The organism is Vibrio aerogenes (genome assembly GCF_024346755.1).
Classification (GTDB): Bacteria; Pseudomonadota; Gammaproteobacteria; order Enterobacterales; family Vibrionaceae; genus Vibrio; species Vibrio aerogenes.
The window spans coordinates 608,179-625,910 of the sequence record NZ_AP024861.1 but is presented as its reverse complement, the minus strand read 5'-3'; the positions used below and the strand labels follow the sequence as shown (position 1 = coordinate 625,910).

The window sequence follows — 17,732 nt, the reverse complement described above, 5'->3', positions numbered from 1 at the left end:
ATTTACACCGATATTTTCATGATATCTTCGAACGAAGAAACAACCTTATTACGGACCTGTAATAAAGCATCGAAAGACAAGCTTGCTTTCTGACTGGCAACCATTGCACCAACCAGATCATCACTTTTCCCGGTTTCAACGGCTGACATTTTTTCACTGGCGACAGCCTGATGTGAATCAACAACGTTTAAAACCTGAGTCATCGCTTCAGAAAAAGACAAAGGCGGATTTAAATGTGTGGTCGCCAGAAAGTTGCCATCCGGAAGTTTGCTGTCCAGTGGGTTTGCGCTCACCATAAAATCAGGCTGAGCTTTTGTCCGCATCATATCCATTCTGGTCAGCATCAGCTGCTCTGCTGAGGCGATATTATTCATTGATTGATTTGCCATGTTTATCTCTCCATTCAGGCAGCTGAGCCCAGTGCCGATTGTAAATCGATACCCTGTTCCCGCATCGCCGCAAGCTTATAACGCAGCGCACGGGTCGAGACACCAAGGGCATTCGCTGTTTTGGTCCGGTTGCCACCGAACTGACGTAATTTATCTAAAATATATTGATATTCTGCTTGTTTCTTCGCTTCAACATGACCAAATGCCGGTCCTGATTCTGCTGGCATCATTGCCGGCTGAAAGTCTGCCGACAACATGAGATCCTGAGCGGTAATACAGTCGCCATGGCGCATGACCAAAGCCCGCTGTATCACATTTTCCAGCTCCCGGATATTTCCCGGCCAGTGGTACTGGCTTAAAGCCGATTGTGCATCCTGAGACAAATAACACTGACTACCGTCCTGATATTTGCGGATAAAGAACTGACTGATGGGTAATATATCTTCCCGGCGCTCACGCAATGGCGGCCAGTACAGCGGTAACACATCCAGACGGTAATAAAGATCTTCGCGGAAATGACCTTTCTGAACTTCTTCCCGTAAATCTTTGTTGGTCGCCGCAATCACCCGGATATCCAGACGAATAGGCTTATGGCTGCCAATCCGCTCAACTTCATGTTCCTGAAGCACCCGCAATAGTTTTGCCTGAACTGCCGGTGACATTTCCCCAATTTCATCCAGCAAAATCGTGCCACCGTTGGCTTCTTCGAACTTACCACTCTGCGATGCAACGGCGCCGGTAAATGCCCCTTTAACATGGCCGAAAAGTACCGCTTCCAGCATTGACTCCGGAATCGCCGCACAATTCACCGCAATAAACGGCCCATCCACACGGGAAGACTGCTCATGAACATAACGGGCAAGCACCTCTTTGCCTGTGCCTGATTCACCGGAAATCAACACGCTGGCATTGGTACAGGCAGCACGGTGAGCGAGCTGCAGCACCTGTTTACTGCGCCAGGATTCCGCGACAATATTCGCCATGGGTTGACCAAGCGCTTCCACCCGGCGTAATAAACTCAGTAATTGATTTGACTCGAAAGGACGTAACAAATAATCAGTTGCACCCGCTTTCATTGTTTCAGCCGCCAGCAGGCTTTGATCCTGCCCGACGATCGCGATCGCAACACCACTGTTTGCTTGCTTCTGATGACATTCGACCCATTCACGAACACACATATCAGGCAAATCTGAGCTGACCACTGTAATTGCTGCTTTTTCTTCAAGCAGTGCGCTGCGTCCGGTGCGGGCATGGCGAACGCTGTATCCCGCGCCTTCCAGGACTTCAATGACTGATTGAGAAAAATGTTCATTGGGCTCAACCAGCAAAATATCTGTATTCATCATCATTGAACCTTCTTTTTCTGATTGGTTTTCCGGGAAACGATGTCTTCATTATCACGCACAAGGCGAATGGTAACGCGGCGGTTTTTCGCCCGGCCGTCTGCCGTATGATTACTGGATACCGGATAACGTGAACCATGAGCTCTGATCTGGATTAATCCGGACTTCACCCCGTATTTTTTCAGCACACGGGCAACATCTTCAGCTCTGGTACGCGATAAATTAAGATTCGTAATTGAAGGGCCGGTATTATCGGTATGACCATCAATCAGAATATGTTGAATACGCGAATCAACATCGATGTAAGTCACCATGTCTTTCAGCTCACGAAGCTGACTGGCAGATAACTGACGCTGACCATTGGTGTAGTGCAAAACAACCGTTCTCGCCTGTCTGTATGACATGGCTGGCAATCGGCTCCGGCATGACTGAAACTTTTTCAATTCCTGATGGATACGAACTAACGGAATTGTAACTGTTTCAGAAGCGGAAGATTCATTTCCGCTCAGCATCACCTGAATCCACTGCCCCTGCGCAATATCCTGCAGCAAAGCTTTCATATCCCGGTGAAACGAAAACTGTCCGGAATTGTCGTTCCGGACCGTAGTGACAGGTATAGTTAAAGCAGGCTCGACCCATGGCGGGCTTACCTTTGATAAGGTTGCTGATGTCCAGTTTTGTGATTTTTTATTTAAACGGAATTCAAAAGATAATTGATTATCCGGTAATGAGCGGAAATAAAACTTCCCATAGGAAGTATCCAGGTGAGTTAATGTACATTTAACCTTAGTTCCTGAATATACCCAAGCAGACAAATCCATAGGGATTTGTATATTCTGGAACGCAAAACATGAGCCAGATGAAAATATAAGCACAATGAAAGAATATATTTTTACAGACAGATGACAAAAGCACTTCTTACCACGCTCTGACATTATCTTATTATATAAATATGCCATCGCGCATTTTTTACTGGCATATAACCTCATATAACACACCTTAAAAAGCAGCACGCCAGACATTATTAATTTTATTTATGAATCACTTATACCTACAGCATTAACAATAAAACAGCTAACTACAGCTCTGAAACTCAGCCATAAATAAAATGTATCTGGCGCTTTTATGAAATCGGTTATTACAAATATTTTTGTTTATAATTCTGTATATTAGCGTACAAAATAGATACAACTGCATGTATTTTGTACTTATCTATATTATTTGGATCAGTAAGTTACCCCCTTTCTAATTTTTTTTGAAGTATTAAAATGATGTTCATCTCCAACATATGAACTAAAGTCACAAACTTAAAATCCGACATGAAAATTTAGTAAAAACTTTTTAAAAACTCTGTATAAACTGCAGTTCATTTAATTAAGTTATACATTTATCCATTGTTAACGCACGGTAAAATACAAATGGAAATAAAAAACAATACGCCAGTTCCGGAGATCAAGCCCCTGAACGTGGAGTTATTGGGAAAGCCTGTTCATTTGATCCGGGAAAAACTGGAAACAATTATTGCCGGATCATGCAATAAACTAGCTACCGAGTTACAAGTCTGGCTGAAGCATCATCAAATTGATGTAAGGCTTGAATTTGTCGAACTTCACTGGCTGAAACCAGCAGATATTGACAAAAATTCGGTCACTCAGTTCAGGCACCAGCATGGCGGAACCTTATTTGTCAGTTTAGAAAATAAAACATTAGTGAAGCTTGCAGACCGTTTTTATGCTGCGGATGTCGAACGGCAGGAAAGCACATTAACTTCCAGCGACCTCAGACTGCAGGAACGAATTGGTAAATTAGTCAGCCAGTGGATTGCGCCTGATGACATGTGGGAAGTGTGTGAAAGTGCAATAGGCAGTGATGTCGGACTTCGCGCAGTCGCTACCGTGAAATACGGTGATCATGCGGGCCACCTTGCACTGATTATAGAAAGTAACCTGGTTCAGACACTCATCAACGAACTGAATCTGGATCCGGCTCATAACCTGACCCCTCAGTTACATCGTTCTCTGGAAGCGACTCCCGTGCGTCTGAATGTGCTTCTCAGTAAGAAAAATCTGCCTCTAAGTGATGTCCTGAGTTTAAAACCTGACGATATTCTTCCCATTGAACTTTTGTCGACAGTTCCCGTAAATATTGGCAATGAACACCTGTTTTCCGGACGTGTTTTTGAGCAGGAAGGGCAACTCGTTTTAACTTTAAATGCAACTAAGGAGTCCCAAAGATGACTGACACAATCATGAGTGATGGAACAGAAAAAACAACGATTGATGGCGAAGACATTAATTTCGACGACTTTCAGCTTGAAGACTTCGATACTGCTGAAACAGCAGCAGAACCGGTACAACACGCCGGACATGATTTAAATTTTTTCAAAAATATTCCGGTGACCGTCACGCTTGAAGTCGCCAGTAAAGAGCTTTCACTCGGTGATCTGATGAAAGCGGGTGAAGGCTCAGTGATCGAACTGGATAAAATGAATGGTGAACCACTGGATGTCAAAGTGAACGGTTCATTATTAGGTCACGCAGAAGTCGTTGTCGTCAACGACAAATACGGACTGCGCCTGATTGATGTCATCGATACCGCATTGTCATCGGTTGAATCATAACGGACTTAAAAGGCAATGGAAAAACAACGTCCTTTTTTGTGGTACTGGATTGTGGGAATTGCGCTGCTTTTGATGGCGCATTCTTCATTTGCAGCGGATAACGGCCTGACACTTTTCACTGTTTCTGATGGTGAACATCAACAGGAATACAGCGTTAAACTGCAAATATTGTTGTTAATGACGGCATTAAGTTTTTTGCCTGCCTTTATTTTGATGGCAACCAGTTTTACCCGGATTATTGTCGTGCTGGCGATTCTCAGGCAGGCGCTGGGATTACAGCAAACACCGCCAAACCGGGTACTGGCCGGCATCGCGCTGGCGTTAACAATTCTGATTATGCGTCCTGTCTGGTCTGATATTTATCAGCACGCCTTCAAACCTTACGATGAGGGTAATATCACACTGATACAGGCATTTAAAACGGCAGAAAAGCCGGTTCGTCACTTTATGCTGGCCCAGACGCAGAAAAATGCACTGGAGCAGATGTTACGAATCGCTAATGAACCGCTTGATCAAAAGGCTGAAGATATCTCTTTTGCTGTGATCCTGCCGGCTTTCGTAATTAGCGAACTGAAAACCGCTTTTCAAATCGGATTCATGCTGTTTATTCCGTTTCTGATTATTGATTTGGTTGTCGCCAGCGTGCTAATGGCGATGGGGATGATGATGTTGTCTCCTTTAATTATCTCACTGCCTTTCAAACTGGTGGTATTTGTTCTGGTTGACGGATGGGCAATGACAGTCGGTACATTATCGGCCAGTTTCGGATAAGTCCGCGAGGTTACTTATGACACCTGAATTAACGGTTACCCTGATATCAAATGCAGTCTGGACAGTCATTACGATGGTAGGTGTGCTGGTCGTACCCGGGCTGATTGTTGGTCTGGGTATTGCAATTTTTCAGGCAGCCACTCAAATCAATGAACAAACGCTCAGCTTTCTTCCCCGCCTGATGGTCACTCTGCTAATGGTCATTTTTGCCGGTCACTGGATGTTGCAAAAAATCATGGATCTGTTCAATTATCTGTTTCACAACATTCCGGGAATGATTGGCTGATGGAAATCACGTTCGCACAGATTTCCAGCCTGCTCGGGCAACTCTGGTGGCCTTTTTTCCGGCTGGGTGCGGCTTTTTTGTCGATGCCTTTCTTTGGCAACAGTATGATTCCGGTCTGGGTGCGTTCACTGCTGGTTTTGTCGATTGTGACCATGACAGCCCCGCTGATGCCACCGATGCCAGCCGTCGATCTGATGTCGATGACCTCGCTGTTTCTGGCATTTGAGCAGGCGATATGGGGCATCATGTTTGGGTTGATCCTGCATATGCTTTTTGGCATTTTCACCATGCTGGGCCAGATCCTGTCACTACAAATGGGTTTGGGTATGGCGATGATGAATGATCCGATCAACGGCCAGTCCGTTGCGGTACTCGGACGTCTGTTTGCCGTATTCAGTACGTTGCTGTTTCTGGCACTCGAAGGGCATCTGCTGATCATCGATATCCTGATTCAAAGCTTTCACGTCTGGCCGGTCGGTTCAGGGATTACCGTCTTATCTTTGAAAGGTGTGATCTCGGTGTTTGGCTGGATGTTTACTTCTGCCCTCGCCCTGGCGCTGCCAGCGATTGTTTCCATGTTACTGGCAAATATCAGCTTTGGGGTCATGAACCGGGCAGCACCAAGCCTGAACGTTTATGCGCTCGGCTTTCCGATGACCATGTTACTGGGTCTGTTCAGTGTGCTGATTTCAGTCTCCGGTGTACCCGGCCGTTACATGGCACTGGTCCACGATACCCTCCGGTATATGGATCGTTTAATGCTGGGGGGAACATGAGCGATCAATCCAGTCAGGATAAAACTGAGAAGGCTTCGCCCCAGAAGATAAAAAAAGCCCGTCAGGAAGGTCAGATTCCGAGGGCAAAAGAGTTCACCACGGCCACAATATTCATGGCGGTGGCGATTTACTTTTACAGTCAGCTTCCGGCGATTTGGGAATCTATCAGTGGCGTGTTCCGTTTCAATATGTCACTGACCAAAAATGACCTGAGTAACCCACAGCAAATGATTGAGCATCTGGGCAACAGTCTGGGCATTATTATTGAAATGATGCTGCCGATGTTTATTGTGATTATCATCGTCACCGTCGCCAGTACGATGGTACTCGGCGGCTGGTTGTTTCGTCCGGCTTCCCTGTTGCCCAAAATGAGTAAACTCAACCCAATCAGCGGTGTCAAACGAATTTTTTCATCCCGCTCCGCCGTTGAGCTACTGAAATCGTCACTGAAAGTCAGTGTGATCTTCGGGGTCCTGTATATCTATCTTGATAATCACTTGCAGCCTTTAATTGGCCTTCAGCGCCTGCCGCTTGATCAGGGCGTCACCCTGATCATGAATATTCTGTTTGAAGGATTACTGCTGATGGGCTTTGCTTTGCTGGTTTTCGGTGTGATTGATATCCCTTACCAAAACTGGGAGCACATGAAAGGTCTGAAAATGACCAAGCAGGAGCTGAAGGAAGAGTACAAAAATAATGAAGGCCGCCCGGAAGTAAAACAGCGGATCCGGCAGATTCAGCAACAGTTTGCCCGGCGTAAAATCGACAAAATGGTGCCGGAAGCCGATGTGGTGATCGTCAACCCGACTCACTATGCAGTCGCGATCAAATATGATCCGGAGATTTCCGAAGCGCCGTTTGTTGTCGCCAAAGGTGTTGATGAAACTGCGATGCACATTCAGCGTGTTGCCAGAGATAACCGGGTTGAGATCATTCACTCACCGCCATTAACACGTTCTGTTTATTACACCACCGCCATTGAGCAGGCGATTCCTAACCAGCTTTATGTGGCGGTTGCGCACATTCTGACTTATGTGTTGCAGCTGAAAGCATTCCGCAGTGGACAGGGCGACAAGCCACTGCCATTGCCTCATTTTTCCATTCCAGACAATTTAAAACACTAATAACGTCATAAAATCAAGGACCTGTAAGCATGCTTAACCAGTTAAAACATCTGCAAAACTCGAAAAAGGGATATCTGGGTATTCCTGTCGTCTTGTTGATGGTGTTAGCCATGGTGATTCTGCCTCTGCCACCATTGCTGCTGGATGCGTTATTCACCTTCAACATTGTGTTAGCAATCCTGGTCTTGCTGGTCAGTACGACCGCGAAAAGACCGCTTGATTTCTCGGTCTTCCCGACCATTTTGCTGATTGCCACTCTGCTGCGTCTGACCCTGAACGTCGCCTCCACCCGGATTGTACTTTTAGAAGGTCACAATGGCGGGGATGCGGCCGGTAAAGTGATTCAGGCTTTTGGTGAAGTCGTCATCGGCGGTAACTATGTTGTCGGGATGGTGGTCTTCATCATTCTGATGATCATCAACTTCGTCGTGATTACCAAAGGTGGCGAGCGGATCTCTGAGGTCTCGGCCCGCTTTACGCTGGACGCCCTGCCCGGCAAACAGATGGCTATCGATGCGGATTTGAATGCCGGATTAATCGATCAGGAAACCGCCCGCCAGCGCCGTCGCGAAGTTGCCAACGAAGCAGATTTCCACGGCTCGATGGATGGTGCCTCTAAATTTGTCCGGGGAGACGCAGTTGCCGGTCTGATGATCCTGTTCATCAACATCATCGGCGGGGTCAGTATCGGCGTATTCCAATATGGTCTGCCTGCTTCAGAAGCCTTTAAAACCTATGCGTTGCTGACCATCGGTGATGGTCTGGTCGCCCAGATTCCATCGCTGTTACTGGCAACCGCAGCGGCCATCATCGTCACCCGGATCAACGACAGTGACAATGACATGGCGGAAACCATGCAACGACAATTGCTGGCAACCCCGGCAACCCTGTTTACCGTTGCAGGTATCATGTTGATCATTGGCATGGTTCCGGGAATGCCGCATCTGGCATTTTTCACTTTTGCTGCCGTACTGGCCTTTGCCGGATGGCGCCAGCTCAAGCACCCGCAACACGATGAACAGCTCGATGAAGTCGAAGCGATTTCACAGGCCATGCAGCAGGAACCCGAAGCGGCGCTGTCATGGGATGATATTCCTCACGTGCACACCTTATCACTGGCATTAGGCTACCGGCTGGTGCACCTCGTCAACAAAGATCAGGGCGCACCACTGACACAACGGATCCGGGGTGTCCGGAAAAATCTCTCAGAGCAGGCAGGCTTTTTGCTGCCGGAAGTGAGGATCCGCGATAATCTCAGCCTGAAGCCCAATCAATATACGATTTCACTCAATGGAGAAATTGTTGAACAGGGGACGATTGAACCCGATCGCCTGATGGCGATTGCGGTGGGTGAAACCTATGGAGAAATTGACGGGATTCTTGGCAGTGATCCCGCTTATCAGCTCCCGGCCGTTTGGATCGAGCACGATCAGAAGGCCAGAGCACTCAACATGGGTTATCAGGTCGTGGACGACTCAACCGTTGTCGCGACACATATCAGTAAAGTCATGAAAACCCATTTGTCTGAATTGTTTAATCATGATGATGTCAATGAAATGCAGCAGCGGCTGGCGGCTCAGGCACCCAAACTGGCAGAAGCACTGGATGCAGCCCTCAGACCGGCCCAGCAACTGAAAGTCTTCCGTCAGTTATTGCTGGATCAGGTGCCACTAAAAGATATCCGCACCATTGCCAATACCATGCTTGAATCTTCTGAAAATACCAAAGATCCGATTTTACTGGCGGCTGATATTCGCTGCGCACTCAAACGTACCCTGGTGAATATGATCTCCGGCCAAAAACAGGAAATTCCTGTTTATACGCTGTCCGATGAATTAGAACAAATGCTACTTACCTCACTGCAACAAGCCCAGGCAAGTGGTAGTGTGCTGCTTGACAGTTTCCCGGTTGAGCCTAATATTCTCAACCAGTTTCAGCAAAATCTGCCACTGATTAAGCAACAATTAAAGCAACAGGGACTGGCACCGATTTTGTTGGTCATGCCGCAGCTCAGGCCGTTGCTTGCCCGTTATGCGAGGACTTTCTCGCAAGGACTGGCGGTATTGTCATATAACGAAATTCCCGAAAATAAACAGATAAATGTGGTAGGAAACCTTGGCTAATCTCACTTCGAATCAATCGCTATATCGCTTTTTGCGTAAACAGATAGAAGAGCAAATCGTCACTGAGGATGATCAGTTGATCTTTGATGCTTTTCTGAATAATGAAATTCAACACGCCCGTCAGCCGATCAGGGACATTTTTGACGACGATATTGAATATCAACATCTGACGATTCGCTATGGATCCGAAGATGAGAATAACGTCTACAACTATGATCTGTCGGAAGAATTTTCTTATTGTCTGGACTTATTCAGTCTGATTATTGCCCTGCGTCAGGCTCAGTTTCAGACAGAAACCTTCCATCCGGATTTGATCAACAGTGTCGTTGTGCCTATCCGGGCAGAAGCACTGTTGTGGGGGCCCGGCAAAACCATGCTGGAACAGGTCGCACGCTTCCATAAAAAAATCTTTTTGCACGTGATCTTGTCGCTTCAGCTGGACTGCTCGAAGGTGTCAAAAGAAGATGCAGAGATGCTGGTGCAGATTATCCGGGGTAAGGATGAAGATAATCCGTTCCCGTTCTGGGTCGAGATTAACGATCCATCAACCAATCTTGAGTATGTACCGGCCCTGAAGCCCAATTTGTTAAAAATCTCGGTCCCTATGGCAACAAAAGAAGACCGCAGTGCATTCTTGCCCATCATGCGTTTTCTGCGCCAGCAAAAAACCAAATGGGTGGCAGGCAGAGTCGCCAGTCAGGCAGAGTTAAATCAGTACAAACTGTTAGGTGCCACTTTCTATTTTGGCTACCTCACCGACCTGCCAACCCCCTTATCATTCCAGTCTTACGAGAAGAAGAAAGAAGACTTCTGGTCGTAACATTTCAGAAACTGAATCGCTTCAAAGCAAACATTTAAATATCCAAACAAAGCAGATGATCTCACTGGTCATCTGCTTTTTATTTACACAAAACACAATAACTATTGACCAAATATATTATTCATCGAAATAATATACTGAAATCCTATTTAATCATTCACTCACTGCGTCGCCTGTTTTATTCGGTATATCTTCCAAAAAGGAACAACGAATGAAACGACTACTTTTATCGACACTGATTCTGGCAAGTGTGCATGCGTATGCGGGAATGGATTTAACCGATAGTGGTGCTGAAAAAGAATACGAACTTTACGGTGCTTCAGCAAATGCTCTGGGGGAGTTTCATAATGCTTCTGTCAGAAATAGCCTCGCGACCTATTCAGGGAAATATGTCGTATTCTTTGTGGGAAATAACCACAATTATGATAGTGATGGGAAAATGGGACATTATGTCAAAAATACATTAGATGGCTCCATTACCCGAATTTCGGCTCCCAAAGGTATGGACGAAGATAAATTCAAACAAATGGCGGTTATCTCGATGACAGCCAATGGTCGCTTTTTAGTTTTAAGAAAAAGTGGATATCGCGACGAAATGGTATATTTATACGACCTTAAAACCGGTGTCGCAAAACTCATTAACCGGGACATCAATGGTAATATTCCCGATATTGAAGCCCCAGGTTACAGTGTTAAAGTAAGTGAAGATGGCCAATATGTTTATTACGGATACAGTGGCCAGACTTTAGAACATTCCTCACCCAAGATGTATCAGGTTTATCTCTGGGATGTCGCCAAAAACACCCGGACAAGGATCAACAAAGATATCCATGGTGATGATTTTTCAATGACAATCCACTATTTTGGGCAACGACGTATTTCAGGCGATGGCCGCTATCTGATTTATCAAACCCATGCCGATGTTGATGCTAACCATATCAATAGCAATAAAAACGGAGCGCCAATCTATCTGTATGACCGCACGACAGGTAAAAGCCGTCTTATCTCTGTCGATCCTGAGTCAAATAAATGGATTCAGGCGACTATGCCTGCAATCAGTATTGATGGTCAATTCGCTACATATATTCAGGCATTTGATAAAATTAACCGGGTAAATCTGCAGACTCTGCAAAGAGAGATTATCAGTCAGGACGATCAGGGAGAACAACTTGAGCACTGTTCTTATCCATCTATTTCATCGAAAGGACTGGCACTGGCATTTGCTTGTGATGAAAAAGCTTATTTATATGATTATACAGAGCAAAAACTACATATTGGCTCCACATCACTGGTCGATGGGCATAACGCAAAAACAGATGTGACAAACAATCTGACCGTTTTAGATCAGGGAAATGGAATGTACTGGCAAGCAAAAAGAGCTCATTTACTCGAAGGAGAACCCAATTCTCCCGATTACCAAATCTACCTCTATCGCCAGAAACCCGGTACGACCGCCCCTCAAATCTGTTTCAGTGATGATTATTAATCAAACATAAACAGAGTAACCAACCCAACAAAGCAGATGATCTCACTGGTCATCTGCTTTTTATTTACACAAAACACAGTAAGTATTGACCAATTATATCATTCACCAGAATAATATACTGAAATCCTATTTAATCATTCACTCACTGCGTCGCCTGTTTTATTCGGTATATCTTCCAAAAAGGAACAACGAATGAAACGACTACTTTTATCGACACTGATTCTGGCAAGTGTGCATGCGTATGCTGGTGTAGATTTAACCGATAGCGGTGCTGAAAAAGAATACGAACTTTACGGCGCCTCGGCGAACGCTCAGGGTGAATTTAATAATGCCTACAAGTACAGTGCCTACGCAACCTACTCAGGTAAATATGTTGTTTTTCACTCAAGTAGCGGTAACAATTATAACAGCGAAGGAAAATGGGGACATTATGTCAAGAATACACTTGATGGATCAGTCATCCGCATCCCTGCACCTGAAGGAATGGATGATGAAAAGTTCAGCAAGATGAAAATTCGTTCTATGACAGCCAATGGACGTTTTCTGGTTGTTGATGGTGGTGTAGATAGTACATACCACGTCCATATTATGTACTTATATGATTTAAAGAGTGGCAAAGCTGAGATCATTAACAGAGATATTGATAATCATATTCCCAAGGTTGATAACTCATCCTACAGAGTTCAAGTCAGTGAAGATGGTCAATATATTTATTACGGATATTATGGTGCCACTTTAGAACACTCTTCTCAAAGTATGAATCAGGTTTATCTCTGGGATGTAGCAAAAAATATCCGGACAAGAATTAACAAAGATATCTATGGAAATGATTTTTCTTTGCTCATCTATAGTCATGGACAGCGACGCATTTCTGGCGATGGACGCTATTTGATTTATGCAACCAATGCCGATCTTGACGCCGACAACATCAATATCGATAAAAATAAAACAAAAATATATGTTTATGACAGAGTAACAGGCAAAAGTCGTCTTATCACTGTCAATCTGTTATCTAACCAATGGATTAAAGCGACCATGCCAGCAATTAGTATTGATGGTCAATTCGCGACTTATCTTCAGGATTCAGACAAAATTAACCGGGTGAATCTGCAGACTCTGCACAGAGAAATTATCAGTCAGGACGATCAGGGAGAACAACTTGAGCACTGTTCTTATCCATCCATTTCATCGGAAGGACTGACACTGGCATTTACTTGCGATGAAAGAGCTTATTTATATGATTATACCGGGAAAAAGCTACACATTGGCTCAACATCTCTGGTCGATGGGCATAACGCAAAAACTGATGGAACAAACAATCTGACCGTTTTAGATCAGGGAAATGGAATGTACTGGCGAACCCAAAAAGCTCAACTACTGGAAGGTGAACCTTCCTACCCGGATTACCAAATCTACCTCTATCGCCAGAAACCCGGTACGACCTCCCCTCAAATCTGTTTCAGTGATGATTATTAATCAGACATAAACAGAGTAACCAACCCAACAAAGCAGATGATCTCACTGGTCATCTGCTTTTTATTTACACAAAACACAGCAAGCATTGACCAAGCATATCATTCACCAGAATAATATACCAAAATCCTATTTAATCATTTACTCACTGCGTCGCCTGTTTTATTCGGTATATCTTCCAAAAAAGGAACAACGAATGAAACGACTACTTTTATCGACACTGATTCTGGCAAGTGTGCATGCGTATGCGGGTATGGATTTAGCCGATAGTGGTGCTGAAAAAGAATACGAACTTTACGGCGCCTCGGCGAACGCTCAGGGTGAATTTAATAATGCGCAAAAAAGCATCGGATTTGCGACCTATTCCGGCAAATACGTCGTATTTTATGCAACCAACAACCACAATTATGATAGTGATGGAAAAAAGGGACTTTATGTCAAGAATACATTAGATGGCACTATAACCCGAATACCTCGTCCTAAAGAAATGGATGATGAAACCTTCCGCAGACTGGGTATTATATCAATGACAGCCAATGGCCGTTTTTTGGTTTTAAGAAAAAGCGGATATAGAGACGAAATGATATATCTGTATGATCTAAAAACAGGTGTTGCCAAAATCATTAACCGGGACATCAATGGCAATATTCCCGATATTGAAGCCCCAGGTTACAGAGTTCAGGTAAGTGAAGATGGACGATATGTATATTACGGGTACTATGGCCCGGTTTTAGAGCATTCCTCGCAAAAAATGAATCAGCTTTACCTCTGGGATGTTGCCAAAAATACCCGAAAAAGAATTAACAAAGATATTTATGGTGATGAATTTTCACTGGCATTCTACACTTATGGGCTACGACGCATTTCCGGAGATGGCCGTTATCTGATATATCAAACCAATGCAATCGTGGATTCAACTATAAACAACAGTGATAAAAAATCGATAATCTATGTTTATGATCGTGTAACTGGAAAAAGTAAACCTGTCTCTATTGATCATGAATCTAACAAAATAATACAAGCAGGTGGAGCTACAATCAGTATCGATGGAAAATATATTTCATATATTATGCCTTGGGGAAAAATCGCTCGTGCAGATATCAACGGTATACAAACTCAGGTGATCAGTGAGGATAATGAGGGAAATCATTTCAAAATTTGCCACTATCCAAGTATCTCAGAAAATGGTAATGCCGTGGCGTTTTATTGTGATGAACAAGTTTATTTATACGACTATACAGAACAAAAACTTCACAGAGGATCTGTATCCGCTGTCGATGGTAGCGACTCAAAGAAACCACTTAATTCAACTGTCCGAATCAAAATACTCGATCAAGGTAATGGGATGTACTGGTCTGCAAATGGGGCTCATTTATTGCCAGATGAACCAACCAGTAGTCCCGATTACCAAATCTACCTCTATCGCCAGAAACCCGGTACGACCGCCCCTCAAATCTGTTTCAGTGATGATTACTAACCCCGTATTCTATCCACATCGATCAAACCCGCGATAGCGCGGGTTTTCATGATCTGCTGTGCCTTTTTCCCTTCCCGGCTATCACGAAAAGCAATTTATTTTCAGTTTTTTTTATTTTTTAGTTAATTCCTGCCAGTAACCGTCCGCCTTTCATTATTGAACAAAGAAACGGGTATCGCCCCGATGCTTGAAAATGACAAAGCACGATAGTAACAAACCAAGGAGACTAAGATGGCTTTATCAATGCACACTAATTACGCGTCGTTGGTTACTCAGAATACGCTGAGCAGCACAAACGATCTTTTAACTACTGCGATGGAACGTTTGAGTACTGGTCTGCGCATCAACTCTTCTGCTGACGATGCGGCAGGATTAGCCATCGCAAGCCGTTTAGAAGCACAAACACGTGGAATGTCCGTAGCAAAACGTAACTCACAAGATGCAATTTCACTATTGCAGACTGCTGATGGTGCGATGGAAGAGTTGACCAATATAGCTTACCGGATGAAAGATCTGGCAACACAATCAGCCAATGGAACAAACGGCCAGACTGAACGTGATGCTCTTCAGGCTGAGTTTACAAAGTTAGGTGAAGAAGCAACACGTATTTTACAACAAACAACTTATGGTTCAGGAAAGGCTCTTTTACAAGGTACTGCAACAGATGGATTCCTTGCTGCGGATATTACATTCCAGATTGGTGCATCAGCTAATGAGACGTTAGTTGTAAATGACGTTGCCACTGATTTAAATGCTCTTGATTTTACAGCTGCTGGTAGTATTGCAGCACAGACTGATGCAAATAGTGCAATCACAACAATTGAAGGACTATTTGATAGTGTAAGTAAAATTCGCGGTTCTCTTGGTGCAAACATTAACCGTTTGGAACACACCATTAACAACTTGGCAAACGTATCAGAAAACACAGCTGCCGCGAAAGGTCGTATTACTGATGCTGACTTCGCAGTTGAGTCTTCAAATATGACTAAGAATCAAATGTTGATGCAAGCAGGTACAAAAGTATTGCAAACAACAAACCAAATGCCAAGCCTTGCAATGTCTCTGCTGGGCTAAGCAACAAAATCCTTTTATTTATCTATATCTATGCCAAATTTATTTGGTCTTTGGCCTCCCGCTCCGGGGGGCCATTTTTTATGGATACCGCTCCAATCCGATCTGTCGAAAAGCCTCTCTCCCTGCCGGATTCCGAGGGTCTGTTGATCTTTTGAGTACAAATTTTGTTCAATCTAAAAGGATTTTGAGCAAGGCATGAGAAGAGAAGCATAGTGATTCTATGCGAACGACGAATAACGCAGCGCAAGATACTTTTAGATGAACCCAAAGGGCTGCAAAAATGCACTCAAAAGGTTAACAGACCCTAGTCATGATTCCCTGTATTTCTCTTAATCATCTGCCGATTCAGGTCGCCTTATATACCCAAGTGACCTCAAGATGCAGGATTCAGAGCGCCATCAACAGGCTTTATTTCCTGCGGTAGCTGAGCGGAACTTCAGGCAGGGAAATAAAACTTCCGTTATTCAGCATAAAAACGGATAACTGATTGATTTTTAATAGCAATATAGCTGGAACAGTTATTGCAAATACATCATAACGCATATCAGGGATGCGATGACTTCTCTCTGGTACGCAAACTGAATCGATAAGGAGCGACCGGAATGAGTTCAACGGTAGATGCAGCCTCAATGGCAAAAAACCTGGCCACATATGATGTTCAGGCATTTCAGACCCTGTACAAAACGCAGGAAAATACCTATCAGTCGCAACTGACGGCATTAGGTAAAGTTCAGACAGCGCTTAACAGCTTCCGCTCTGCGGTTCAATCGATGAACAGCAGCAACAGCAGTGTGGTTCAGAATTCTGCAACCAGTTCGTCTGAGAGCAATTTTACCGCCTCCGCCAGCGCCAAAGCACTGGCCGGAAGTTATCAGATTTTTGTTGAGCAGATTGCCACCGCCAATCAGGTTTCTGCCAGTATGCCCTCGACCTTAACGGCGGATACCGAAATTCCGGCCACCGGCACGCTGGATCTGACGGTTGGCAGTAACACCCTGACACTGGATTTATCGACCATTGACAGCGATGGTGATGGCAAAACCACCATGGCCGAGCTGGTCAAAGCGATTAATAACAGCAGCGATAATCCGGGTGTCAGCGCCACACTGGTACGCTCTAACGGCCAAACCCATTTCATGCTGAGCAGCACCGAAACCGGTGCAGCAAATACCATCTCAGTGTCCGCTTCAGGGACCGGGGAAAGCTGGTTCGAAAATGCTTTCAGCGCCCTCAATCAGATTACAGAAGCGAAGGATGCGGTGATCTGGTTAGGCGCACAAAATTCCGGCCTGAAACTCACCAACAGCAGCAACACATTCAGCAATGTGATTGAAGGGGTGGATGTGACCGTCACCAAAGCGCAGACCAGTGGTGAATCGTCTCTGAACCTGAAAGTGGGTGCAGATGATGACGCCACCAAAAGCCAGGTGAATAAATTTATTGAAGCCTACAACACCCTGATGTCAACGCTGAATCAATACGGTAAAAGCAGTTCCGATGACAGCGAGCGGGGCATTCTGGCAAATGACCCAACACTTCGTTCAATTAAGGCCCAGGTCAACCGGGTTGTCCGGCAAACCTTTGATGGCAAACATCTCAGCGATATCGGCATTACCATCAGCCGGACCGGTGAAATGGAACTGGATGCCACTAAACTGGCGAAAGCTCAGAAAGAGAACAGCAACATTCTGGAAAGTATGTTTAACGGCACCGGGAATTTGCTGGATTCGATTGAAGAAGTCACCAAATCATATACCGATTCGGTCAGCGGTATTTTTAAATCCCGCGAAACCAGCCTGCAACAAAGTATCGACCAGCTGGAAGATAAACAGATCGTTTTGGAAGAGCGCTATAACATGGCCTACAAGCGTTATCTGAATCAGTTTACCCAGATGAACTCTCTGCTGACGCAAATGGATAAAACCATGTCGATGTTCTCATCTGCTTCAACTTCATCCTCATCTTAAATT

General features: G+C 44.7%; 16 protein-coding genes. 13 read left to right on the top strand and 3 right to left on the bottom strand.

Annotated elements, in window-relative coordinates:
- Positions 1-2 precede the first annotated feature (2 nt).
- Genes OCV29_RS02885 through OCV29_RS02875 form a run of 3 tightly spaced genes read right to left on the bottom strand, consistent with a single transcriptional unit; the run spans position 3 to position 2,553 of the window.
- Positions 3-389 (bottom strand): flagellar hook-basal body complex protein FliE, encoded by a 387-nt coding sequence (locus OCV29_RS02885; protein WP_073603488.1) that lies wholly within the window; start codon positions 387-389, stop codon positions 3-5.
- A 14-nt stretch (positions 390-403) separates the two neighbouring features.
- Positions 404-1,735, bottom strand: coding sequence for a sigma-54-dependent transcriptional regulator (locus OCV29_RS02880; protein WP_073603594.1), 1,332 nt, complete (start codon positions 1,733-1,735; stop codon positions 404-406).
- On the bottom strand, positions 1,735-2,553 hold the full coding sequence (locus OCV29_RS02875) for a MotY family protein (RefSeq protein WP_175561529.1): 819 nt from the start codon (positions 2,551-2,553) through the stop codon (positions 1,735-1,737). Before OCV29_RS02875 ends, OCV29_RS02880 begins: the two co-directional genes overlap by 1 nt.
- 597 nt (positions 2,554-3,150) lie before the next feature.
- Between OCV29_RS02875 and OCV29_RS02870 the strand changes: the two genes are divergently transcribed.
- The 13 genes from OCV29_RS02870 to fliD all read left to right on the top strand — a co-directional run bounded on the left by OCV29_RS02870 (position 3,151) and on the right by fliD (position 17,729).
- Complete coding sequence (locus OCV29_RS02870) at positions 3,151-3,969, top strand: FliM/FliN family flagellar motor switch protein (RefSeq protein ID WP_073603490.1); 819 nt, start codon at positions 3,151-3,153, stop codon at positions 3,967-3,969.
- An 11-nt stretch (positions 3,970-3,980) separates the two neighbouring features.
- Positions 3,981-4,352: a flagellar motor switch protein FliN gene (gene fliN / locus OCV29_RS02865; RefSeq protein WP_073603595.1), complete on the top strand. Its 372-nt coding sequence runs from the start codon at positions 3,981-3,983 to the stop codon at positions 4,350-4,352.
- A 72-nt stretch (positions 4,353-4,424) separates the two neighbouring features.
- Positions 4,425-5,123, top strand: coding sequence for a flagellar type III secretion system pore protein FliP (fliP, locus tag OCV29_RS02860; RefSeq protein WP_175561534.1), 699 nt, complete (start codon positions 4,425-4,427; stop codon positions 5,121-5,123).
- 16 nt (positions 5,124-5,139) lie between these two features.
- A complete protein-coding gene (gene fliQ / locus OCV29_RS02855; protein ID WP_073603492.1) occupies positions 5,140-5,409 on the top strand; it encodes a flagellar biosynthesis protein FliQ in 270 nt (89 codons plus the stop codon).
- The gene (gene fliR / locus OCV29_RS02850) at positions 5,409-6,185 is read left to right on the top strand and encodes a flagellar biosynthetic protein FliR (protein ID WP_073603493.1); all 777 of its coding nucleotides are present in this window, start codon (positions 5,409-5,411) and stop codon (positions 6,183-6,185) included. Before fliQ ends, fliR begins: the two co-directional genes overlap by 1 nt.
- Positions 6,182-7,309 carry a flagellar biosynthesis protein FlhB gene (flhB, locus tag OCV29_RS02845; RefSeq protein WP_073603494.1) on the top strand — a complete coding sequence of 376 codons (1,128 nt, stop codon included), beginning with the start codon at positions 6,182-6,184 and terminating at the stop codon, positions 7,307-7,309. Before fliR ends, flhB begins: the two co-directional genes overlap by 4 nt.
- A 29-nt stretch (positions 7,310-7,338) precedes the next feature.
- Positions 7,339-9,432, top strand: a complete 2,094-nt coding sequence (gene flhA / locus OCV29_RS02840) for a flagellar biosynthesis protein FlhA (protein ID WP_073603495.1) — start codon at positions 7,339-7,341, stop codon at positions 9,430-9,432.
- Positions 9,425-10,252 carry a diguanylate phosphodiesterase gene (locus tag OCV29_RS02835; protein WP_073603496.1) on the top strand — a complete coding sequence of 276 codons (828 nt, stop codon included), beginning with the start codon at positions 9,425-9,427 and terminating at the stop codon, positions 10,250-10,252. Before flhA ends, OCV29_RS02835 begins: the two co-directional genes overlap by 8 nt.
- Positions 10,253-10,463: 211 nt before the next feature.
- Positions 10,464-11,738, top strand: coding sequence for a TolB family protein (locus OCV29_RS02830; protein ID WP_073603497.1), 1,275 nt, complete (start codon positions 10,464-10,466; stop codon positions 11,736-11,738).
- Between the two features lie 192 nt (positions 11,739-11,930).
- Complete coding sequence (locus tag OCV29_RS02825; RefSeq protein ID WP_073603498.1) at positions 11,931-13,214, top strand: hypothetical protein; 1,284 nt, start codon at positions 11,931-11,933, stop codon at positions 13,212-13,214.
- A 193-nt stretch (positions 13,215-13,407) separates the two neighbouring features.
- Complete coding sequence (locus OCV29_RS02820; RefSeq protein WP_073603499.1) at positions 13,408-14,688, top strand: TolB family protein; 1,281 nt, start codon at positions 13,408-13,410, stop codon at positions 14,686-14,688.
- 231 nt (positions 14,689-14,919) lie between these two features.
- Positions 14,920-15,762, top strand: coding sequence for a lateral flagellin LafA (gene lafA / locus OCV29_RS02815; RefSeq protein ID WP_073603500.1), 843 nt, complete (start codon positions 14,920-14,922; stop codon positions 15,760-15,762).
- Positions 15,763-16,364: 602 nt separating this feature from the next.
- A complete protein-coding gene (gene fliD / locus OCV29_RS02810) occupies positions 16,365-17,729 on the top strand; it encodes a flagellar filament capping protein FliD (RefSeq protein WP_073603501.1) in 1,365 nt (454 codons plus the stop codon).
- Positions 17,730-17,732: the final 3 nt, after the last annotated feature.